This window comes from Aquibaculum sediminis, assembly GCF_040712085.1.
Lineage (GTDB): Bacteria > Pseudomonadota > Alphaproteobacteria > Kiloniellales > DSM-21159 > Aquibaculum > Aquibaculum sediminis.
Genome location: NZ_JBFCVK010000005.1, coordinates 69,554 through 90,484, shown reverse-complemented (window position 1 = coordinate 90,484; position 20,931 = coordinate 69,554). Strand labels below are relative to the sequence as shown.

Genomic DNA, 20,931 nt, shown 5'->3' with positions numbered 1-20,931 from the left:
GTAGGAATCCAGAATTAAGAGTAGGCGCCATGGCCGATGAGATGATCAAACTGCTCGCCCGCGAGGAGATCCGCGAACTGATCAAGCGCTGGTGCCGCGCGATCGACCGGCTCGACCTCGAGGCCATTCGCGATGTCTTCCACCCCGATGCCTACGATGATCACGGCAGCTTCAAGGGGGGTGTCGACGCTCTCATTGCCTGGATCGCCGAGCGACACAGCAGCATCCCCTTCAGCATGCACGCGGTGACCAACTGCCTGGTGGACTTTCTGGCCGAGGATGAGGCTCTGGCCGAAACCTATTGTATCGCCATGCAAAAGTATCCCGTGGAAAGCCGAGGCGCGCTGGAATCCCTTGTGGGCGAGCTGGACATGCCGGCCGACAAGGCTTTGGACATGACGATCGCCTGCCGCTACGTGGATATCGTGACGCGGCGCGATGGTTGTTGGAAGATTGCCCGACGCACGGTTGTCTTCGATTCTGTCTCCGTGGTCCCCGGCGTGGCCATACCGCGTCCCGAGGACACAGGCTGGGTCGGCGGCAAGCGTGGGGGCGAGGGCGCGGACCGCGACCTGGTCCATCAAATTCTGGCACGAGGGACGGCATGACGACGAGGACGCGAGACCACCAGCCGAAGGGCCTGCGCGCGGAGTTGCACGCCCTGAAGCGCGCCCGCATCGTCGACGCGGCGGTGCGGTTGTTCTACGAGCGCGGCTACGAAGGCACCACGGTGGATGCGCTTGCTGCGGACATCGGAGTGGCCAAGCCCTTTATCTATAGTCATTTCAGCAGTAAGCAGGCGATACTTGAGACTGTTTATGAACAGTCGGCCACCCGTCTGCACGCCAACATCGAGGCGGTGGTGGCCAGCGACCAGCCGGTTCCCGACAAGCTCGCGGGTTTCCTGCGGGAGTTCACGCTGGAGAACATCGATCGCCAGGTGACCAGCGGCGTGTACCTGCAGGAGGAAAAGAACCTCTCCGAGGCGTTCCTGACCCGCATCCGCGCCGTCGAACGCTCCTTCAACGATCTCCTGGCCGGTCTGGTCGCCCAGGGCTGTGAGGAGGGGCATTTCCATGTGAGCCAGCCCAAGCTCGCGGCGCTCAGCATCGCCGGCATGGTGCGTTGGGTGCACCGCTGGTACTCACCCGATGGCCCCCTCTCGCCCGAGGAACTGGCGGACGAGATCGCACAGCTTGGTCTGAACCTGGTGGGATATCGCAGGTGAGCGCTGTCAAGGCACGGCCGGCAGTTGAGGCCACTACTCCGACAGTGAATTTTGGCCGGGCGGAGGAGATCGTCGCGGTCGGGGCGGCAGTGGCCACCCTGCGGCGGGACGAGGCGCTGGCCCGGCGCCTGGCGGAGGAGGTGGCCGAGCGGGGGCGCGGGCGCATCTCCGACGAACTGATTGAAACGATCCGGCTCGCAGCGGCCGAGGAGGCCGAAGCGGGCCGGATTACGCCGCGGCTCGAGGGCGACAGCAGGCTGGCAACGCTGCTGGTTACCGCCTGCCTGGGCACGGAGGTCGAAGCGCAGGAACGCCTCATGCTGCTCGATCAGTCCGACCTCTTGGCGGACGAGCCGCAGCCTCGTCCGCTGGGCTCTCATCCGCAAGCGGTGGAGCAGAAGCGGGTCGCGGTGATCGGTGCCGGGGCCTCGGGCATCGCCATGGGGCGCGAACTGCTGGAGGCCGGCTATGCGGTCACGCTGTTCGAGCGGGATCACCACTGCGCCGGCACCTGGGCGCAGAACCTCTATCCCGGCTGCGGCGTCGACTCGCCCAGCTATGTCTACTCTTATTCCTACGCCCAGAAGCCGGACTGGAGCCGCTACTTCGTGCGCCGGGCCGAGATCGCGGACTATCTGGAAGACTGCGCCACGCGCTTCGGCCTGCGTGCGCACATCCGCTTTGCGACCGAGGTGCTGGCCTGCGATTACGATGCGCAGCGTTGCCGCTGGGACGTCACCTCGCAGGCCGGCAGGGCGGCGCCCCGGACCGAGAGCTATGATGCGGTGGTGAGCGCCGTGGGGCAGCTCAACAGCCCCGCCTGGCCCAGCATTCCCGGTCTTGAGCGCTTTTCCGGGCCGCTGGTGCATACGGCCTGCTGGGATCCGGCGCTGGACCTGAAGGGCAAGCGGGTGGCCGTGGTCGGTGTCGGGGCCAGCGCCATGCAGGTGGTGCCGACCATCGCGCCGGAGGTCGCTCAGCTCACCGTCTTTCAGCGGCAACCACATTGGGTCATGCCCAACCGCCACTATCTGGCCGAGGTGCCGGCGGCAGAGATCGCGCGGCAGAAGGCGCTTCCGGCCTACCTTGCCTGGAAGCGGCTGGTCTTCAACTGGAACTACGGCGATTACGCCTTTCCGGCCCTGCTGCAGGATCCGGAGTGGCCGCAGGATGTCCCCGATGCGCTGAACGCACGCAGCGCGCGGCTGCGGGACATGATGCTGCGCCACATCCGCCGGCAACTGGCGGGACGGCCCGATCTCATTGCGAAGATGACCCCAGGCTACCCGCCCTACAGCAAGCGGCTGTTGCTGGACAACAACTGGTACAAGACCTTCCTGCGCGACAATGTGCGCCTGGTGACGGAGGGCATTGCCCAACTCCTGCCTGAGGGCATCGAGACCCAGGACGGCGAGCGGCATGACTTTGACGTTATCATCTTCGCCACCGGGTTCGCGGCCAGCCGCATGCTCTCCTCCTTCGAGGTGATGAACGGGCAGGGGCAGAGCCTGCGCGGGCTCTGGGGGGACGACAATCCGCGGGCGCACCTCGGGGTCACGGTGCCGGGATTTCCCAACTTTTTTATGCTCTACGGCCCCAACACCAATCTCGCCTTCGGCGGATCGGCCATCATCCATTCGGAGATCCAGAGCCGCTACATCGTGCAGTGCCTCGACATGGCAACAGAAGCTGGCGCAGAGGCACTGGAGTGCCGAGCCGAGGCCTTCGAGGCTTACAACCACGAGGCGGATGCGCGACTGAGCCGCATGGTCTGGTCGCTGGGCGGCTCCACCAGCTGGTTCAAGAACACCTCGGGCCGCGTCACCACCAACAGCCCCTGGAGCATGGGTGAGTACTGGGCGCGCCTGCGCCAACCGGATCCCAATGACTTCCACTTCGTTCGGGCGGAAGAGGATCAGAGATGAGGCCGGCGTCATTGCGTGAAGCGGACACTGGCCTGTCCCAGGAAGCAGCGCGCGAGGTCGACTGGCTGGAGGCGCACCTGGCGGACTGGCGCGAGGCCTGCTTTCCCGAGTTGATCCTGGCGGGCAATGCCGAGCCTGAGCACCTTGCCGTGGTGCATGGCGACAGAGAGTGGAGCCACGGCGCGTTGGCGCAAGCTGTCCGCGGTGCAGCCCGTAATCTCGCGGACCGGCATGGCGTGCAGCCCGGTGAGCGGGTCGTGATGATGATGGAGAACAGCGACCACTTCATCATCGCCTACCTGGCGATCCACCGCGCCGGCGCGGTGGCCGTGCCCTTCAACACGAAGCTGAGGCGGCGCGAGGTCGACTACCAGATCGCGGATTGCCAACCCAGCCTGCTGATCTCCGATGCACCGCTGGAGAGCGCGTTGCCGCAGATCCGGCCGGAAGCCTTGCTGGACGCGCCACCGGCCGAGGTAGACATGCCGAGGGTGGAACCCGACGCACCCGCCACGATCTTCTATACCTCCGGGACAACCGGGGCGGCCAAGGGCGTGATTCACAGCCATCGCACGCTCATCGCCGGTGCCTTCCAGAATTGTCGCGGCTGGGGCTATGAGCTGCCCGGCAGCGTGACGCTGGCCATGACGCCGCTTTTCCACATCGCCGCCCACTCCTGGTTCTATCCCGTGCTGGCCAATGGCGGCACGCTGATCGTCGAGCGCTTCAAGACCGAGGTGGCGCTCGACCTGATCGAGCGCCACCGGGTCGACGGCTTTGGGGCCGTGCCGGCGATGCTGCTGATGATGCTGGAGCATCCGGACCGCGCCGCGTTTGACCTTTCGTCTGTGCGGAACATTCGCTTCGGGGCCTCCAGCATGCCGCCGGAGCGGATTGCCGAGCTGCGCGAGGCCTTCCCCAATGCCGGGCTCTTTCACGGCATGGGGCAGACGGAGTCCGGCGGAACCATCAGCGTGCTGCCGGATGCCTTCGCGCTGAGCAAACTCGGATCGGCGGGCGGGCCCATACCCGGCGTAGCGGTCAAGATCGTCGATGAGGCCGGTGCCTGCGTGCCGCGCGGCACCGTAGGTGAAGTGCTGGCCCAGGGTCCGCATATCATGGTGGGTTATCTCGACAAACCTGAAGCCAGCGCCGAAACGCTTGCCGCGGGCTGGCTGCACACCGGCGACATCGGGGTCATGGACGAAGACGGGATGATCACGCTGGTCGACCGCAAGAAGGACATGATCGTGCGCGGCGGCGAGAACATCTACTCAACCGAGGTGGAGCACCAGCTCCTGCTGCACGAGGCGGTGCGCGAATGCGCCATCGTCGGCCTGCCGAACCGTTTGCTGCAGGAAGTGGTGGGTGCGGTCATCGTGACCGATGACGAGGCGGACGAGGCCCTGCGCGCCAGCCTGCTCGATTTCGCGGGCGAACGCCTGGCGCCCTTCAAGGTCCCGACACGGTGGTTCTGCACAGATGCCCTGCCGCGCACGGCAACCGGCAAGATCCAGAAGCAGGCCATCCGTGAGGCCGCAGCGCGAGGCGAACTTCCGGAGTTCTGACGCTCAGCCGGAGGTCATCTCGGCAATGTTGCGCAAGAGCACCTCGCGGGAGATTTCGCCCAGATGCGAGCGCACGAGCTCGCCCTGCGCATCGATGAAGAGTGTGACCGGCAAGCCGAGGGCATCGTAGTGGGCTGTCAGTTGTTGTTCGCGGTCGAGGAGCACCAGCCCCAGGTTCAGCTCCTCTGCGTCGAGATAGCGGTGGATCTCCGCCATCTCTTCACCCTGGTTGGCGAAGATGAAGGTGACGCCGTCTTCCTCGGCGGCGACCTCTGCCATCATCGGCATCTCACGGCGGCAGGGTGGGCACCAGGTGGCCCAGAGGTTCACCACCAGCGGCCCTTCGAAGCCGTCGCCAAGCGCGAAGGCTTCCCCGGTCATCTGCTGGAACTGGGTCTCGGGCAGGGTGGGGCGTTCGCGGCTCGTGGTCAGTTGCAAAGTGACGGCCCAGGCGAGAAGTCCGGCGGTAAGCGGGGCTGCGGCCCAGGGCAGATGCCGTCGCGGCAGCCGCCATACTGCAAATGCGGCCAAGGGTATCACTGCCCAGGGCCAGGAGAAGCCGCCTTGCCAGAAGGCCAGCGCGCGCAGGGGTTCCTGGGCAAAGGCGGAAAGGTGCTCGAGCACGTGGCCCAAGCGGGCGCTGACGACAGCCAGCGCGACGCTCCAGAAGGCCCAGGATTCGAAGCGCCGTCCCAGGCGCCAGGCGATCAGCACGGCCAGGAACAGGAAGGCGCCTATCCCCAGAATCGCCGCGAAGCGCTCGCTGGAGAAGACCAGGGGACCGATTCCGACTGCGTTCATGCTTTCAAGACCTCGCCAAGCTGCTCATCTGTGGGAGGCGGATGCTATCCAGCCTCCCGGCGGGGCCAATGGCGCGGATTGTCGCGGGGCGGGAGGTGCTTGCCATTCCCCAATCATCATACCATTCTCGCCCGGACCTCAGGAGTATGAGCCCTATGACCACTGTTCCAGCCCCAGAACAGCGACCTGAACGCCCCCCAGAACACCCCCGCGTGGGCCTTTTCGTCACCTGTCTGGTCGACCTCTTTCGGCCCAGCGTCGGTTTTGCCGCGGTGAAGCTGCTGGAGGAGGCAGGCTGTCGCGTGGTGGTGCCGGAAGGGCAGACCTGCTGTGGTCAGCCGGCCTACAACTCAGGTGATCGTCGCGACACCCGCGACGTGGCGCGCACGGTGCTGCGCGCCTTCCGCGACGTGGACTACATCGTGGCTCCCTCTGGCTCCTGCACCGGCATGCTGCATGAGCACTATCCCGTCCTCTTCGCCGGCGAATCCGAAGAAACCGAGGCTCGGACCCTGGCAGGGAAGTGCTGGGAGTTGATGGCCTTCCTGACCGATGTCATGGGACTGGAGCGAGTTGCCGCCTCCTGGCCGGGCACCGCGACCTACCACGATTCCTGTTCCGGTCTGCGCGAGTTGGGCATCAAGGACCAACCCCGACGACTGCTGCAGTCGGTGGAGGGGCTGGAACTGCGGGAAATGGCGGAGGCGGAGGTTTGCTGCGGCTTCGGTGGCACCTTCTGCGTCAAGTATCCTGAAATCTCCGATGCCATCGTCACCAAGAAGGCCGAGAACATCGAGCGCAGCGGGGCCGAACTGCTGCTCGCCGGCGATCTGGGCTGCCTGATGAACATGGCCGGCAAGCTGCAGCGTCGCGGGGCGGACGTCGAGGTGCGTCATGTGGCCGAAGTGCTGGCAGGTCAGACGGACGAGCCGGCGATCGGCGAGCCGGCGACAACGCAACGGCCGGCGGCGGAGTAGGGCAGAGCGATGCAGGCAACCTCTCACGCCTTCAAGGACAATGCCCATCGCGCGCTGCAGGATTCCGAGCTGCAGCGGGCCATGGGGCACGTGCGCAGCGGCTTCATCGACAAGCGACAGCAGGCGGCTGACCGGCTGCCGGAGTTCGAGCAGCTGCGCGACGAGGCCAAGGCGATCAAAGATCATACTCTGGCGCATCTGGACCTCTATCTGGAGCGCTATGAGGCCAAGGTGACGGAGAACGGCGGCAAGGTGCACTGGTGTGCCGATGCAGAGGAAGCGCGCCAGGCGGTTCTGCGAATCTGCCGTTCGGTGAATGCCCGCACGGCCACCAAGGGCAAGTCGATGATCTCCGAGGAGATCGCGCTCAACGACTTCCTGAGCGAGCAGGGCATCGAGCCGGTCGAGACCGATCTCGGCGAGTACATCATCCAGATCCGCAATGAACCGCCGAGCCACATCATCGCCCCAGCAGTGCATGTGACCAAGGAGCAGGTGGAAAGCGACTTCCGGCGGGTGCACGGGCACCTGTCGCCTGAACGTCCGCTGTCCGAGCCGACGCAGCTCGTGGATGAGGCGCGGCAGGTGTTGCGCCAGCGCTATCTCGATGCCGATGTGGGCATCACCGGGGCGAACTTCCTGATTGCCGAGACGGGCACCAGCGTCATCGTCACCAACGAGGGCAACGGCGACCTGACCCAGACCCTGCCGAAGGCGCACATCGTCATCGCCAGCCTGGAAAAGGTCGTGCCCACCCTGGAGGACTGCAGCACCATCCTGCGGGTGCTGGCCCGCTCGGCCACGGGGCAGGAGTTCTCCTCCTACACCACCTTCTCCACCGGCCCGCGGCGTGCCGACGATCCCGATGGCCCGGGTGAGTATCACGTGATCCTGCTGGACAATGGTCGCAGCTCCATGCTCGGCACGGAGTTCCAGGACATGCTGCGCTGCATCCGCTGTGGCGCCTGCATGAACCACTGCCCGGTCTACCACGCCGTCGGCGGACACTCCTACGGCTGGGTTTATCCCGGGCCGATGGGCGCGGTGCTGACGCCCTCGCTGATCGGCGTGCATGAGGCAGGGCATCTGCCCAATGCCTCGACCTTCTGCGGGCGCTGCGAGGCGGTCTGCCCCATGCGCATCCCCCTGCCGAAGATGATGCGGCATTGGCGCGAGCGGGAGTTCGAGCAACACCAGGCGCCCCCCAAGGCGCGGATCGGCATCGAGGCCTGGGCGTTTCTCGCCAAGCGGCCGCGGCTCTATCGCTGGGCCACGAGCCTCGCGGTGCGTTTCCTGGGGCGCGCCGGGCGCAAGCGCGGGCGTTTCTCCAGCCTGCCGCTGGCGGGGGGCTGGACGGCACACCGGGAGCTGCCGGCGCCGGCCGGCCGCAGCTTCCAGGCGCTCTGGTCGGAACGGCAACAGCGGTCGGGGGGTGCGCCATGAGCGGCCGCGAAGCGATCTTCGGCGGCCTGCGCCGCTTCCTCAAGCGTCAGCCCGGCGACGGTGCGGAGGCGGCGGTGGAAGCCCGCCTGCGCAGCCGTGTGCGCGGCACGGTCCCGCAGCGTGGCCAGCTCTCGGGGGAGGCCTTGCTGCAGCTCTTCGTGAGCCAGGCGGAGGGGGCGAACGCCACCGTGGCCCGCGTCGCCGCGGCCGAGGATGTGCCGGGCGCCGTTGCGGACTATCTGCGCCAGTGCAATCTGCCGCTTCAGGCCCGGCTTGCTCCGCATCCGGATCTGCAGGCACTGCCCTGGGCGGAGAAGGTGCCGATGTTCGAGCTGTCCGAGGGGCGGGCGGCGCCGAATGACCGCGTTTCCGTGACGCCAGCCTTCGCGGCGGTGGCGGAGACGGGCACCCTGGTGCTGCATTCCGGACCGCAGACGCCGACCACGCTCAACTTCCTGCCGGAAACCCATGTCGTGGTGCTGCGCGCCGAACAGGTCGCCGGTGCCTATGAAGAGGTCTGGGATCGCCTGCGGGAGGTCCACGACGGCACGATGCCGCGCACGGTCAACATGATCACGGGACCCTCACGAACCGGCGACATCGAGCAGCAACTGCAACTTGGCGCCCACGGCCCGCGTCGCCTGCACGTCGTCCTCGTCGAGGACGGGACAGAGCCGGCTTAGGGGGCTTTGGCTTGTGGCATCCGCGCGCAGAAGCTCCAGGCCGGGCCGGCCCAGCGAGGAGGACCTCCGGCTGTGGCGCCACATCACCCGTGATGCCAAGCCGCTAAGGTCCCGACTCCGCGCGGTTGAAGCGGAGGCGCCCGCAACGGTTCCGGCCCAGGCGCCCGGCGAACGACGACCGGATCTGAAGAACTCCACAGCCCGGGGTGCGCTGCTGCCCGCCAAGGTGCGGCCACCCGCAGTGCCGGAACTCAGCCACGGAGATGTGGCAGGGCTGGACAAACGCAAGGCCCAGCGCATGCGACGAGGCCGGCTGCCCATCGAGGCCCGGCTGGATCTGCACGGCATGACCCAGGCGGACGCCCACGCGGCGCTTTCCGGTTTCGTCACTCGGTCGGCGGCGCTCGGCCGGCGCTGTATTCTGGTCATCACCGGCAAGGGACGCGGCGGCGAGGCCGGCGTGCTGCGCCGCCAGGTGCCGCTCTGGCTCAACCAAGCCGGCATGCGCGACAAGATTCTCGCGTTCGACCATGCCCGCCCGGAGCATGGCGGCCAGGGCGCGCTCTATCTCCTGCTCCGGCGCCAACGCGACAAGGAGCGAGGATGACGCCCTTCGGCGCCAGGCTGCGCGAACTGCGGCGCGAACGCGGGCTGGCGCTGGGCGAGATGGCCGCCGGGCTGGGCGTGACGCCGGCCTATCTCTCCGCCCTGGAGCGGGGCTATCGCAGCCGGCCGAACCGACGTTTCGTGCATCGCGTCTGCCAGTATCTCGGCATCATTTGGGACGAGGCGGAAGCGTTGCAGCGCCTGGCTGACCTGTCGCACCCGCGCGTGACGGTCGATACGGCCAATCTCGACCCCCGCGCCACCCTGCTCGCCAACCGTCTGGCCGAGCGCATTGCCGAGTTGCCGCCGGAACACATCGAGGCCCTGTTGCGGCTGATCGAGGAGGAGTAGCGGCGCCCACGCCCAAGCCCCTGATGATTTTAGGGAAGAAATCTCCAGACAGAAGCGTTATATTCGAATGGAAAGAACGCTGCAGGCTTCGAACCGGCAGCGCCACCACGGAGAGAAATGCGAGGCTCCATGCTTGATTCCGCTGGCACGCCGGCAGCGCCGTTGATCGACCCCTTCGCGCGCGCCATCACCTATCTCCGCGTATCGGTGACCGATCGCTGCGACTTCCGTTGCGCCTATTGCATGTCGGAAGACATGACCTTCCTGCCCAAGGCGGAGATCCTGAGCCTGGAAGAGCTGGATCGCCTGTGCAGCTCTTTCGTGCGCCTGGGCGTGCGCAAGCTGCGGATCACTGGCGGAGAGCCCCTGGTGCGGCGCGACATCATGTGGCTTTTCGATCGGCTGGGGCGACACCTCGACGGCGGCGGCCTGGAGGAGCTGACCTTGACCACGAACGGCAGCCAGCTCAGCCGCTATGCCGACCAGCTCTACAAGGCCGGCGTGCGCCGCATCAACGTCTCCCTGGACACGCTCGACCCGGACAAGTTCAAGGCGATCACCCGCTGGGGCAAGTTCGACAAGGTGATGCAGGGGCTGGAAGCGGCCAAGCAGGCCGGGCTCCAGGTCAAGATCAATGCCGTTGCCCTGAAAGGCGTGAACGACAAGGAAATCCACGACCTGGTTGCCTGGTGCGGCCGGGAGGGCTTCGATCTCACCTTCATCGAGGTCATGCCCATGGGCGATATCGGACCCGAGCTGCGCCTGGATCAGTACTGGCCCCTGACCGAGGTGCGGCGGGAACTGCAGACCCGCTGGACGCTGGATGAGAGCAGCCATCGTACCGGCGGCCCGGCGCGTTATTTCTCCTGCCGGGAAACCGGGGGACGCATCGGCTTCATCACGCCGCTCACGCACAACTTCTGTGAAAGCTGCAACCGCGTGCGCCTGACCTGCACCGGCACGCTCTTCATGTGCTTGGGACAGGAGGATGCGGCCGACCTGCGGGCACCCCTGCGCGCCAGTGAAGCCGATGAGGCTGTAGAGCAGGCGATCCGCGAGGCCATCTCGCGCAAGCCCAAGGGGCATGACTTCATCATCGACCGAGAGCAGGGAACGCACGGCGTGGCGGCCCGGCATATGAGCACCACCGGCGGCTGATCGGCGCCATGGCGCGTCGGCAGCGGCAACAGCGGCAGCAGACCGCCGTCGACCGCAGCACGGCGGGCGTGATCGCGCCGCCGCCGCTGCTGTTCGCCGGTGCGCTGGCACTCTCCGCTCTGCTGCACTGGGCTCTGCCTTTGGGCCTCGGCGGTGGCCTGAGCGCATGGCTGCGGCTGCCGCTTGGTTTCGGGTTAATCCTGGCTGCGGCCTTCGGTGCACTCTCGGCGCTGCGCGCCTTCCGGCGGCTTCAAACCCCGGCTGAGCCCTGGAAACCCACGCGGCGCCTGGCCACCGGCGGCGTCTACCGCTACACCCGCAACCCCATGTACCTGGGCCTGCTGCTGTTACAGGCATCCAGCGGACTGCTGGCGGACAGCCTCTGGCCGCTGCTCGTTCTGCCGCTGCTGGGTCTGCTGCTGCACCGGGGCGTGGTGCTGCGCGAAGAACGCTACCTCGCCCGGCGTTTCGGCCAGGAGTACGAAGACTACCGGCAACGGGTGCGGCGCTGGCTGTAGGGCCGCCAAGCGCCGAACAATGCGTCCCTGAATCACAACGGCCCGGCTGATGACAGCCGGGCCGTTGCCGTTTCAGCACCTGATACGAAGACTCAGGCGGCCTTCTCGTTCAGCTTGCGCAAAACGTAGTGCAGGATGCCGCCGTGGCGGTAGTACTCCACCTCGTCGGCCGTATCGATGCGGCAGAGCAGCTTGATCTCCTCGCTGGCACCGTCCGGCCGATGGATGCGGCAGGTGATATCCATGCGCGGCGTGATCCCACCGGCAAAGCCTTCGATGTCGAAGACCTCGTCGCCAGTGAGTTCAAGCGACTTGCGGTCCACGCCCTCGGGGAACTGCAAGGGCAGGATGCCCATGCCGACCAGGTTGGAGCGGTGGATGCGCTCGAAGGACTCGGCGATCACCGCCTTGATGCCCAGCAGGCGGGTGCCCTTGGCCGCCCAGTCGCGTGACGAACCGGTGCCGTACTCCTTGCCGGCGACGATCACCAGCGGCACGCCCTCGGCCTGGTACTGCATGGCCGCGTCGTAGATCGGCATGATCTCGCCCGAGGGGCGGTGCTTGGTGAAGCCGCCCTCGACGCCTGGCACCATCTCGTTGCGGATGCGGATGTTGGCGAAGGTGCCACGCATCATGACTTCGTGGTTGCCGCGGCGCGCGCCGTAGGAGTTGAAGTCCTGCGGACGCACCTGATAGCCCATCAGGTAGTGGCCCGCCGGGCTGTCGCGCTTGATCGCACCGGCCGGCGAGATGTGGTCGGTGGTGATGGAATCGGCGAGCAGTGCCAGCGGCCGCGCGCCCTTCACCTCCTCGTAGGTGCCGGGCTCCGGCGTGATGTCCTCGAAGAAGGGCGGGAAGCGCACATAGGTGCTGCCCGGATCCCACTTGTAGGTCATGCCGCTCGAGGTCTTGATGGTCTGCCACTGCGGCGGACCCTGGAAGACGTTGTCATAGCGGCTGCGGAACATCTCCGGAGAAAGCGACTGCTCGAGTAAGGTCGCGATCTCGCGATTGGTCGGCCAGATGTCCTTGAGGTAGACCGCTTCGCCGTCGCTGCCGGTGCCGAGCGGCTCGTTCACCAGATCGGCAGTCGCCACTCCGGCCAAAGCGTAGGCCACCACCAGCGGCGGCGAGGCCAGGTAGTTGAGCCGCGTCTGCGGATTCACCCGCCCCTCGAAGTTTCGGTTGCCCGACAGCACCGCGGCTGCGTGCAGATCGCCCGCATCGATGGCCTCGGCGATGGGCTCCGGCAAGGGGCCGGAGTTGCCGATGCAGGTGGTGCAGCCGTAGCCGACGAGATCGAAGCCGAGGGCGTCGAGATCGTCCTGCAGGTCGGCGGCTTCCAGATAGTCGGTGACCACTTGGCTGCCTGGGGCCAGGGAGGTCTTCACCCACGGCTTGACCTTCAGTCCCTTCTCCCGCGCCTTGCGCGCCAGGAGGCCGGCGGCGATCAGCACCGAGGGGTTGGAGGTGTTGGTGCAGGAGGTGATGGCGGCGATGACCACCGCTCCGTTCGGCAGGCTGTAGGACGCATCCTTGACCGGTTCCGAGGCATCGAGCGTGGAACCTGCCTCGGTGATGGTCGCCTTGGCGCTCTGCGCCATGTCGGACAGCGCAACGCGGTCCTGCGGGCGCTTCGGTCCCGCCAGCGAGGGCTCGACGGTGCCGAGGTCCAGTTCCAGGGTCTCGGTGAAAACGGGATCCTGATCCGCGTCGTCCAAACGCCACATGCCCTGGGCGCGGGCGTAGGCTTCCACCAGTTCGACGACCTCCGGGTCGCGGCCGGTGAAGGCCAGATAGCGCAGGGTTTCCTCGTCCACCGGGAAGAAGCCGCAGGTGGCGCCGTATTCCGGGGCCATGTTGGCGATGGTGGCGCGATCGGCCAGGGTCAGGTGCTTCAGGCCCGGGCCGAAGAACTCGACGAACTTTCCGACCACACCGTGGCGACGCAGGATTTCCGTGACCGTCAGCACCAGATCGGTGGCCGTGGCGCCCTCACTCATCTCGCCGGTCAACTTCATGCCGATCACTTCCGGCAGCAGCATGGAGATGGGCTGGCCGAGCATGGCGGCTTCCGCCTCGATGCCGCCGACGCCCCAGCCCAGCACGGCAAGGCCGTTCACCATCGTGGTGTGGCTGTCAGTGCCGACCAAAGTGTCGGGATAGGCGATCTTGCGTCCGTCCACCTCGGTGTTCCAGACGACCTTGGCCAGGTACTCCAGGTTCACCTGATGGCAGATTCCGGTGCCCGGCGGCACGACGCGGAAGTTGCCGAAGGCGGTCTGGCCCCAGCGCAGGAAGGCATAGCGTTCGCCATTGCGCTCGAACTCGTGGTCGACGTTCTGGGCGAAGGCCTTGGCGTTGCCGTACTCGTCGACCATGACCGAGTGGTCGATGACCAGATCGACCGGGGAAAGCGGGTTGATCTTCTGCGGATCGCCGCCGAGCTTGGTCATGGCCTCGCGCATGGCGGCAAGGTCGACCACGGCGGGCACGCCGGTGAAGTCCTGCATCAGCACGCGTGCCGGACGGTAGGCGATTTCGCGACTGGAACGGCGCTTCTCGAGCCAGCCGGCGACGGCCTTGACGTCGTCGACCGTGACGGTCTTGCCATCCTCGAAGCGCAGCAGGTTTTCGAGCAGCACCTTGAGCGAGAAGGGCAGGCGGCTGATGTCGCCGATCTGCTCGGCGGCCGCCTCCAAGCTGTAGTAATCGTACTCCTGGCCTTTGACGTCCAAGGTACGGCGGGTTTTCAGGCTGTCATGTCCTGGGGTCACCGGATCTCTCCTATGCCGTGCCGGTCGGCACGGGGAGCCGCGCCGGGACCGGCGATTCTGGGTCGCTTCCACCGATAACGCTCATCTGAGCAGCGAAACGATATCGGGCTAGCGCCCCGCGACCGGTAGCGACCATGTCGGCGGGAAACCGCTGTCTTGAAGTGTGCGGATATATACGCCCTCCGGCTCGTGCAGCCAAGGCCCGCCGATCAGAGACGATCGGAACGCGCGCGATGTGGCGGACGGCTGTTTATGTGAAAACTCCCTATTGCGCTGAGAAATGAGGGCGCTAGCATGGACTTGGCTCATGGAGCCGCGTGCTCGCTGCAAGCGCTACGATAGAAACAGGCGCCGGCGCAGTGCGTAGACAGGGAGAACTAGAGGCTTTCGGGGAGACCCCAGCGATGGTCGCTGACGATCGTGCAGCCATGCCCTTTGAGCGGTGCGTCGCGCTGCGCTTATATCGCGCGGATGGCGATGCTTCATCGCGGGAGGGGGTGCGATGAGCACAGCAAGTCTGCCGCCGGAGTCGCTCGATACCTTTCCAAAGCTGCTCGCCCATCACGTTGAGGTCCGTGGCGACCGTCCGGCGATGCGCGAGAAGGATTACGGTATCTGGCAGACCTCGACCTGGAAGGAGGTTGCCGCCGAAGTCCGGGATTTCGCTTGTGGCCTGGCGGCGCTGGGACTGCAGCGTGGCGAGAGGGTGGCCATCGTCGGCGACAATCGCCCGCGCCTCTACTGGGCCATGACGGCCGCGCAAGCCTTGGGCTGCGTGCCGGTGCCGCTCTACCAGGACTCGGTGGCCGAGGAGATGGCCTTTGTCCTCGACCACGCCGAAGCGCGGTTCGCGGTGGTCGAGGATCAGGAGCAGGTGGACAAGCTCCTGGAACTGAAGGATCGCTGCCGCACGCTGGAGACGATCATTTACGATGATCCCCGCGGCCTGCGGAATTACGACCAGCCCTTCCTGCATGACTACGAGGCGGTACAGAAGGAAGGTCAAACCTTCCTCAAGGCGCATCCCGACTTCTACGAGCAGGCCGTGGCCGCCGGCGCGGGAAGCGACATCTCCGTCATTCTCTATACCTCCGGCACCACCGGCCGCTCGAAGGGCGTGGTGCTGACCGCCGCAGGCTGCATCAACGCGGCGCGCGACACCGTGGCCTTCGATCACCTGAACGATCGGGACCAGGTGCTGGCCTATCTGCCGCCTGCCTGGGTGGGCGACCACTATCTCAACTATGCGCAAGGCCTGGTGGCCGGATTCTGCATGGCCTGTCCTGAGAGCGCCGACACGGTGGAGCAGGACCTGCGCGAGATCGGACCGACCTTCTATTTCGCCCCACCGCGGGTCTTCGAGAACCTGCTGACCCGGGTCATGATCCGCATGGAGGATGCCGGGCGCATGAAGCGTGCCCTGTTCCACCACTTCATCGCCCTGGCCAAGCGCCATGGCGAGAAGATCCTCAATGGGGAGCAGGTGCCTTTGCTCGTCCGGTTGCACTATGCCCTGGGTGAGGTGCTGATCTATGGGCCCCTGAAGAATGTGCTCGGTTTCTCGAACATCCGAGTGGCCTATACGGCAGGCGAGGCCATCGGCCCCGACCTCTTTTCCTTCTACCGCTCCATCGGGCTGAACCTGAAACAGCTTTACGGTCAGACGGAAGCCTTCCTCTACGTCACAGCCCAGCCCGACGGCGCCATCTTCGCAGACACCGTGGGACCGGCGATCCCCAATGTGGATATCCGCATCGAGGAGGGCGGCGAGGTCCTCTTCAAGTCGCCCGGCCAGTTCCAGGGCTACTACAAGGACGAGGAGAACACCGCCGAGGCGCTGACCCCGGACGGCTATGTGCGTACCGGCGATGCCGGCTTCTTCGACGAGGCCACCGGTCATCTCAAGATCATCGACCGGGCAAAGGACGTGGGGCGGATGCAGGATGGCAGCCTCTTCGCGCCCAAGTATGTCGAGAACAAGCTGAAGTTCTTTCCCTTCATCAAGGAGGCCGTGGTCTTCGGTCACGAGCGGCCCTTCGCCACCGCCTTCATCAACATCGATATGGAGGCCGTCGGCAACTGGGCGGAGCGCAACTCCATCCAGTACGGCAGCTATCAGGAACTGACGGCCTTGCCCGAGCTCTACGCGGTCATTGGCGAGAATGTGGAGCAGGTGAACCGGGATCTGGCGCAGGACAGCAAGCTCGCCGGCTCCCAGGTGCGGCGCTTCCTGGTGCTGCACAAGGAACTGGACGCCGATGACGGTGAGCTGACCCGCACGCGCAAGGTGCGCCGGCGCATCGTCAATGAGCGCTATGCAGACCTGATCGCGGCACTCTACGACGGTCGTACCGAAGTGCACGCCTCCGTCGAAGTGACCTTCGAGGATGGCCGCAAGGGCCGGCTCGACGGCGACCTGACGATCGCCGATGTGGAGACCTTCCCGCCCGCACAACCCGCGATCCGGCAGGCTGCGGAATGAGTGCTGTTGCGACCTCCCCGGCCACGAACCAGAACCGACAAGAGGATGGTGGCGTGACGCAAAGCACCGCGCGCGTGTTCGACGAGGTCCTGCTGGAGGTGAAGGACATCTCGCTTGCCTTCGGTGGGGTGAAGGCGCTGACCCACATCTCCTTCGACATCCGCAAGGGCGAGATCCGGGCCATCATCGGCCCGAACGGGGCCGGCAAGACATCGATGCTCAACGTTATCAATGGCTTTTACCATCCCCAGGAAGGCACCATCACCTACAAGGGGAAGGTGCGCCGCAAGATGCGCCCCCACAACGCCGCCAAGCAGGGCATCGCCCGCACCTTCCAGAACGTGGCGCTGTTCAAGGGCATGTCGACCCTGGACAACATCATGACCGGGCGGCTGCTGAAAATGCGCACCAACATGCTGTTGCAGGCCATCTATTGGGGCCCCAATCAGCGCGAGGAAATCCGCCACCGCGAATTCTGCGAACGCATCATCGATTTCCTGGAGATCCAGGCCATCCGCAAGACCCCGGTGGGTCGCTTGCCCTATGGGCTGCAGAAGCGGGTGGAACTGGCTCGTGCCCTGGCCATGGAGCCGGAACTGCTGCTGCTCGACGAGCCAATGGCCGGCATGAATGTCGAGGAGAAGGAGGACATGTGCCGCTTCGTGCTCGACGTGAACGAGGAGTTCGGCACCACCATCGCGCTGATCGAGCACGACATGGGCGTGGTCATGGATATCTCCGACCGGGTGGTGGTGCTCGACTATGGGCGCAAACTGGCCGACGGGCCGCCGGATGAAGTGCGCCGCGACGAGGAGGTGATTCGCGCCTACCTCGGCGTCGGGCACTGAGGGAGGGACAAATACCGTGCCAATGAGGATCCTGCCCTGGCTGATCATCCCGCCCGCGGCAATCATCGGTCTCGGGCTGCTGCTGCAGGGCATCAGCGCCATCGATCCCAATCTTTTCTTCAACTGGGGCTACTTCCTGGAAGTGCTGATTGCGGGGACGCTGCAAGGCGTCATGTACTCGCTCGTGGCGCTCGGCTTCGTGCTGATCTTCAAGGCCTCCAGCGTCTTCAACTTCGCCCAGGGTTCCATGGTGCTCTTTGCCGCGCTCACCATGGTGGGATTGATGGGCTGGGGGCTGCACTGGACCCTGGCCTTCCTCGTAACCGCCGGCGTCATGGTGCTGCTAGCCATGGTGATCGAACGGGTCGTGCTGCGCCCGCTGGTCAACCAGCCGCACATCATCCTTTTCATGGCGACCATCGGCATCTTCTATTTCCTGGATGGCTTCGGGCAGACCCTGTGGGGCTCGGACGTTAAGCAGCTCGATATCGGCATTCCGCGCACGCCGATCTTCCTCTTCGAGGAAACTTTCGACGGTGGCATCCTGGTCAGCCAGTTCGATGTGATCGCGGCGTTGGTCGGCGGTGCCCTTGTGGCGATTTTGGCGATCTTCTTCCAGAAGACGCGCATCGGCCGTGCCCTGCGTGCTGTTGCCGACGATCACCAGGCGGCGCTGTCCGTAGGCATTCCGCTCAAGACAATCTGGGCCATCGTCTGGTCGGTTGCAGGCATCGTGGCGCTGGTCGCCGGCGTCATGTGGGGCAGCAAGATGGGCGTGCAGTTCACCCTGGCCCTCATCGCGCTGAAGGCCCTGCCGGTGCTGATCCTGGGCGGCCTGACCTCCATTCCCGGCGCCATCGTCGGCGGCTTGATCATCGGAGCGGGGGAGCAGATCGCCGAGGTCTTCCTGTCGACCTACATCGGCAGCGCGATCCAGGACTGGTTCGCCTACGTGCTCGCCATGCTGTTCCTGCTGGTCAGGCCCCAGGGCCTGTTCGGCGAGAAGATCATCGAAAGGGTCTGAGGCGATGTTCTACCGCGAAGCCGGCCAGTACAAATCGGACTACGCCTCGGATCAGGCGATCTTCCCCATCCGGCAGGATCGGATCGGTGTCCTGATCATCTTCCTCTTCGCCTTGCTGGTGGTCCCCTTCATCGCCACGAACTACCTGCTGAACTCGATCCTGGTGCCCTTCCTGGTCTTCTCGATCGCGGCCATCGGGCTCAACATCCTGACCGGCTATTGCGGACAGGTCAGCCTGGGCACGGGCGGCTTCATGGCCTGCGGCGCCTTCTTCACCTTCAAGCTGACCACCTGGATGCCTGAGGTGAACATCCTGCTGATCTTCCTCCTGGCCGGGTTCGGTACGGCGCTGGTGGGAATTGCCTTCGGCATTCCCTCGCTGCGGATCAAGGGTTTCTATCTCGCAATTGCCACCCTGGCGGCGCAGTTCTTCCTGATCTGGATGTTCACTCAGAATCCCTGGTGGACGAACTACAACCCGGCCGGCGTCATCACTGCGCCGCCGCGTGCGATCTTCGGCAATTTCTACGTCACCGGCATCGAGGCCACGCCGGTGAACAAATACCTCTTCTTGTTATGCTTCACGGCAGTGCTGGCTCTGGTGGCGAAGAACCTGGTACGCAGCGCCCTGGGGCGTGCCTGGATGGCCATCCGCGACATGGATATCGCGGCAGAGATCATCGGCATCCGCCCGATGGCGGCGAAGCTTTCCGCCTTTGCCGTGTCCTCCTTTTTCATCGGCATCTCCGGGGCGGCCTGGGCCTTCATGTACACCGCGTCGGTCGAGGCGCTGGCCTTCGAGGTCACGCGCTCCTTCCAGGTGCTCTTCATGATCATCATCGGTGGCTTGGGCTCGATCCTGGGTTCCTTCCTGGGGGCGGCCTTCATCGTCCTTCTGCCGATTGCACTCAGCAACCTTCCGGCCATGGTTGGTCTGCGCCTGCCGGTGGATCTGATCGCGCACCTGGAGTTCATGATCTTCGGCGCCATGATCATCTTCTTCCTGATCGTCGAGCCGAACGGGCTCGCGCGACTCTGGCAGATCGGCAAGGAGAAGCTGCGCCGCTGGCCCTTCCCCTACTAGCCGTCGTCAGCAACCCTGCCACAGAGGCAGGTTCAACCAGCCGGGGAGAAAATCCCGGCAACCGAGGGAGGTTAGAGTAGCATGACTCTGAAACGACTTCTGATCGGGTCGGCCGCGGCTGCCCTGCTGGCAGTGCCAGTCACAGCGACGTCGGTCCAGGCCCAGGACGATGAGAACGCCCAGTATTTCCCGGGGTTGCAGTATCGCTCCGGGCCTTACGCACCGAGTGGTATTCCCTTCGCCAATGGCTATGCCGACTATCTGGAAATGCTCAACCAGCGCGATGGTGGCATCAACGGCGTGTCGATCTACTACGAGGAATGCGATACCGCCTATAACAACGACCGCGGCGTCGAATGCTATGAGCGCCTGAAAGATGCCGGCCCCTCTGAGCCGGCCGCCTGGAGCCCGCTGTCCACCGGTATCACCTACGCTCTGATTCCCCGTGCGACGCAGGACCGGGTGCCCTTGCTGTCCATGGGATACGGTCGTGCCGATGCGTCCGACGGCCGGGTCTTCCCCTGGATCTTCACCGCACCCGCCACTTATTGGGCCGGGGCGGACGCCATCATCCAGTACATCCAGGAAGAAGAAGGCGGCGATCTGGAGGGCAAGAAGATCGCGCTCGTCTACCACGACAGCGCCTACGGTCGCGAACCGATTGCCACGCTGGAGCGTCTGGCGGAGGAAGAGGGCTACGAGCTGTCACTTTACCCCGTGGCGCCTCCGGGCCTGGAACAGAAGGCCACCTGGCTGCAGATCGCCCGCCAGCTGCGGCCGGACTGGACCCTGATGTGGGGCTGGGGCGTGATGAACTCCACCGCGGTGCAGGAAGCAGCCGCCATCGGCTATCCCATGGATCGCTTCATCGGCATCTGGTGGTCGGGCACGGAGCCGGATGTACGGCCGGCCGGCAACGCGGGCACCGGTTACAAGGCGCTGAATTTCCACGCGACGGGGACGGATTTCTCCGCCATCGATGACATCCTCACTCTGCTCTACGACGAGGACGAGGGCTACGGTGAACGCGAAGGCGTCGGTGAGGTGAACTACAATCGCGGTATCCTGAACGCGGTGTTGACAACCGAAGCCGTACGCACCGCCCAGGCCGAGTTCGGCGAGCGGCCCTTGACCGGCGAGGAGGTGCGCTGGGGCTTTGAGAACCTGCACATCACCAATGAGCGCTGGGAGGAGATGGGCCTGGCCGGCTTCGCACGCGAAATCCAGCTGTCGTGCGAGGACCATGAAGGCGGCGGTTCCGCCTACGTGCAGCAGTGGAACGGCGAGGCCTGGGAGCCGGCGTCCGACTGGATCCAGCCGCGCAACGATGACCTGCGGCCGGCCTATGAATCCTCTGCGGCCCAGTATGCCGAGGAGCAGGGGCTCGAACTCCGGGACTGCTCTGAAGAAATGTAAGGCGTGTGTACCGGGCGGCTTCGGCCGCCCGGCTTTTTCCTG

18 protein-coding genes are annotated in these 20,931 nt (G+C 65.4%); 16 read left to right on the top strand and 2 right to left on the bottom strand.

What is annotated here, in order from left to right; genetic code table 11:
• Positions 1–29: 29 nt before the first annotated feature.
• The 4 genes from ABZ720_RS09280 to ABZ720_RS09265 are packed head-to-tail and all read left to right on the top strand — an operon-like array spanning position 30 to position 4,721.
• Positions 30–608, top strand: a complete 579-nt coding sequence (locus ABZ720_RS09280; RefSeq protein ID WP_366555240.1) for a nuclear transport factor 2 family protein — start codon at positions 30–32, stop codon at positions 606–608.
• Positions 605–1,228, top strand: coding sequence for a TetR/AcrR family transcriptional regulator (locus tag ABZ720_RS09275; RefSeq protein ID WP_366555239.1), 624 nt, complete (start codon positions 605–607; stop codon positions 1,226–1,228). Before ABZ720_RS09280 ends, ABZ720_RS09275 begins: the two co-directional genes overlap by 4 nt.
• Positions 1,225–3,153: a flavin-containing monooxygenase gene (locus ABZ720_RS09270; protein ID WP_366555238.1), complete on the top strand. Its 1,929-nt coding sequence runs from the start codon at positions 1,225–1,227 to the stop codon at positions 3,151–3,153. Before ABZ720_RS09275 ends, ABZ720_RS09270 begins: the two co-directional genes overlap by 4 nt.
• Positions 3,150–4,721, top strand: a complete 1,572-nt coding sequence (locus ABZ720_RS09265; protein ID WP_366555237.1) for a class I adenylate-forming enzyme family protein — start codon at positions 3,150–3,152, stop codon at positions 4,719–4,721. Before ABZ720_RS09270 ends, ABZ720_RS09265 begins: the two co-directional genes overlap by 4 nt.
• A 3-nt stretch (positions 4,722–4,724) precedes the next feature.
• Here ABZ720_RS09265 and ABZ720_RS09260 read toward each other — a convergent pair whose 3' ends face one another.
• Positions 4,725–5,522, bottom strand: a complete 798-nt coding sequence (locus ABZ720_RS09260; protein ID WP_366555236.1) for a prolipoprotein diacylglyceryl transferase family protein — start codon at positions 5,520–5,522, stop codon at positions 4,725–4,727.
• A gap of 155 nt (positions 5,523–5,677) precedes the next feature.
• On the opposite strand from ABZ720_RS09260, the gene ABZ720_RS09255 reads away from it, so the two are divergent.
• From ABZ720_RS09255 to ABZ720_RS09225, 7 genes are all read left to right on the top strand, one after another.
• On the top strand, positions 5,678–6,499 hold the full coding sequence (locus ABZ720_RS09255) for a (Fe-S)-binding protein (protein ID WP_366555235.1): 822 nt from the start codon (positions 5,678–5,680) through the stop codon (positions 6,497–6,499).
• A gap of 9 nt (positions 6,500–6,508) precedes the next feature.
• On the top strand, positions 6,509–7,942 hold the full coding sequence (locus ABZ720_RS09250; RefSeq protein WP_366555234.1) for a LutB/LldF family L-lactate oxidation iron-sulfur protein: 1,434 nt from the start codon (positions 6,509–6,511) through the stop codon (positions 7,940–7,942).
• Entirely contained in the window at positions 7,939–8,625 is a 687-nt protein-coding gene (locus tag ABZ720_RS09245) for a LutC/YkgG family protein (RefSeq protein ID WP_366555233.1), read from the top strand. The genes ABZ720_RS09250 and ABZ720_RS09245 overlap by 4 nt, the downstream gene beginning before the upstream one ends.
• Positions 8,626–8,923: 298 nt before the next feature.
• On the top strand, positions 8,924–9,232 hold the full coding sequence (locus ABZ720_RS09240; protein ID WP_366555232.1) for a Smr/MutS family protein: 309 nt from the start codon (positions 8,924–8,926) through the stop codon (positions 9,230–9,232).
• Entirely contained in the window at positions 9,229–9,582 is a 354-nt protein-coding gene (locus ABZ720_RS09235) for a helix-turn-helix domain-containing protein (RefSeq protein ID WP_366555231.1), read from the top strand. The genes ABZ720_RS09240 and ABZ720_RS09235 overlap by 4 nt, the downstream gene beginning before the upstream one ends.
• Before the next feature lie 129 nt (positions 9,583–9,711).
• Positions 9,712–10,740, top strand: coding sequence for a GTP 3',8-cyclase MoaA (moaA, locus tag ABZ720_RS09230; RefSeq protein ID WP_366555230.1), 1,029 nt, complete (start codon positions 9,712–9,714; stop codon positions 10,738–10,740).
• 8 nt (positions 10,741–10,748) lie between these two features.
• Positions 10,749–11,258 carry a methyltransferase family protein gene (locus ABZ720_RS09225; protein WP_366555229.1) on the top strand — a complete coding sequence of 170 codons (510 nt, stop codon included), beginning with the start codon at positions 10,749–10,751 and terminating at the stop codon, positions 11,256–11,258.
• A 92-nt stretch (positions 11,259–11,350) separates the two neighbouring features.
• On the opposite strand, the gene acnA is transcribed toward ABZ720_RS09225, so the two are convergent.
• Entirely contained in the window at positions 11,351–14,035 is a 2,685-nt protein-coding gene (gene acnA, locus ABZ720_RS09220) for an aconitate hydratase AcnA (protein ID WP_366555228.1), read from the bottom strand.
• Positions 14,036–14,537: 502 nt separating this feature from the next.
• Here acnA and ABZ720_RS09215 point away from each other — a divergent pair.
• From ABZ720_RS09215 to ABZ720_RS09195, 5 genes are all read left to right on the top strand, one after another.
• Entirely contained in the window at positions 14,538–16,517 is a 1,980-nt protein-coding gene (locus tag ABZ720_RS09215) for an AMP-binding protein (RefSeq protein ID WP_366555227.1), read from the top strand.
• Positions 16,518–16,570: 53 nt separating this feature from the next.
• Complete coding sequence (locus ABZ720_RS09210) at positions 16,571–17,365, top strand: ABC transporter ATP-binding protein (RefSeq protein WP_366555226.1); 795 nt, start codon at positions 16,571–16,573, stop codon at positions 17,363–17,365.
• A gap of 22 nt (positions 17,366–17,387) precedes the next feature.
• The gene (locus ABZ720_RS09205) at positions 17,388–18,389 is read left to right on the top strand and encodes a branched-chain amino acid ABC transporter permease (protein ID WP_366555471.1); all 1,002 of its coding nucleotides are present in this window, start codon (positions 17,388–17,390) and stop codon (positions 18,387–18,389) included.
• Between the two features lie 4 nt (positions 18,390–18,393).
• Positions 18,394–19,473 carry a branched-chain amino acid ABC transporter permease gene (locus ABZ720_RS09200; RefSeq protein WP_366555225.1) on the top strand — a complete coding sequence of 360 codons (1,080 nt, stop codon included), beginning with the start codon at positions 18,394–18,396 and terminating at the stop codon, positions 19,471–19,473.
• 81 nt (positions 19,474–19,554) lie between these two features.
• Positions 19,555–20,889 (top strand): ABC transporter substrate-binding protein, encoded by a 1,335-nt coding sequence (locus ABZ720_RS09195; RefSeq protein ID WP_366555224.1) that lies wholly within the window; start codon positions 19,555–19,557, stop codon positions 20,887–20,889.
• Positions 20,890–20,931 lie beyond the last annotated feature (42 nt).

What these genes read in the sequence shown, in the direction of transcription:
- ABZ720_RS09205 (WP_366555471.1), top strand. Translation starts at nt 17,388, where the DNA reads ATGAGGATCCTGCCCTGGCTGATCATCCCGCCCGCGGCAATCATCGGT.
- moaA (WP_366555230.1), top strand. Translation starts at nt 9,712, where the DNA reads ATGCTTGATTCCGCTGGCACGCCGGCAGCGCCGTTGATCGACCCCTTC.
- ABZ720_RS09235 (WP_366555231.1), top strand. Translation starts at nt 9,229, where the DNA reads ATGACGCCCTTCGGCGCCAGGCTGCGCGAACTGCGGCGCGAACGCGGG.
- ABZ720_RS09240 (WP_366555232.1), top strand. Translation starts at nt 8,924, where the DNA reads ATGCGACGAGGCCGGCTGCCCATCGAGGCCCGGCTGGATCTGCACGGC.
- ABZ720_RS09225 (WP_366555229.1), top strand. Translation starts at nt 10,749, where the DNA reads ATGGCGCGTCGGCAGCGGCAACAGCGGCAGCAGACCGCCGTCGACCGC.
- ABZ720_RS09215 (WP_366555227.1), top strand. Translation starts at nt 14,538, where the DNA reads ATGAGCACAGCAAGTCTGCCGCCGGAGTCGCTCGATACCTTTCCAAAG.
- ABZ720_RS09275 (WP_366555239.1), top strand. Translation starts at nt 605, where the DNA reads ATGACGACGAGGACGCGAGACCACCAGCCGAAGGGCCTGCGCGCGGAG.
- ABZ720_RS09260 (WP_366555236.1), bottom strand. Translation starts at nt 5,522, where the DNA reads ATGAACGCAGTCGGAATCGGTCCCCTGGTCTTCTCCAGCGAGCGCTTC.
- ABZ720_RS09280 (WP_366555240.1), top strand. Translation starts at nt 30, where the DNA reads ATGGCCGATGAGATGATCAAACTGCTCGCCCGCGAGGAGATCCGCGAA.
- ABZ720_RS09250 (WP_366555234.1), top strand. Translation starts at nt 6,509, where the DNA reads ATGCAGGCAACCTCTCACGCCTTCAAGGACAATGCCCATCGCGCGCTG.
- ABZ720_RS09195 (WP_366555224.1), top strand. Translation starts at nt 19,555, where the DNA reads ATGACTCTGAAACGACTTCTGATCGGGTCGGCCGCGGCTGCCCTGCTG.
- ABZ720_RS09265 (WP_366555237.1), top strand. Translation starts at nt 3,150, where the DNA reads ATGAGGCCGGCGTCATTGCGTGAAGCGGACACTGGCCTGTCCCAGGAA.
- ABZ720_RS09200 (WP_366555225.1), top strand. Translation starts at nt 18,394, where the DNA reads ATGTTCTACCGCGAAGCCGGCCAGTACAAATCGGACTACGCCTCGGAT.
- ABZ720_RS09255 (WP_366555235.1), top strand. Translation starts at nt 5,678, where the DNA reads ATGACCACTGTTCCAGCCCCAGAACAGCGACCTGAACGCCCCCCAGAA.
- ABZ720_RS09245 (WP_366555233.1), top strand. Translation starts at nt 7,939, where the DNA reads ATGAGCGGCCGCGAAGCGATCTTCGGCGGCCTGCGCCGCTTCCTCAAG.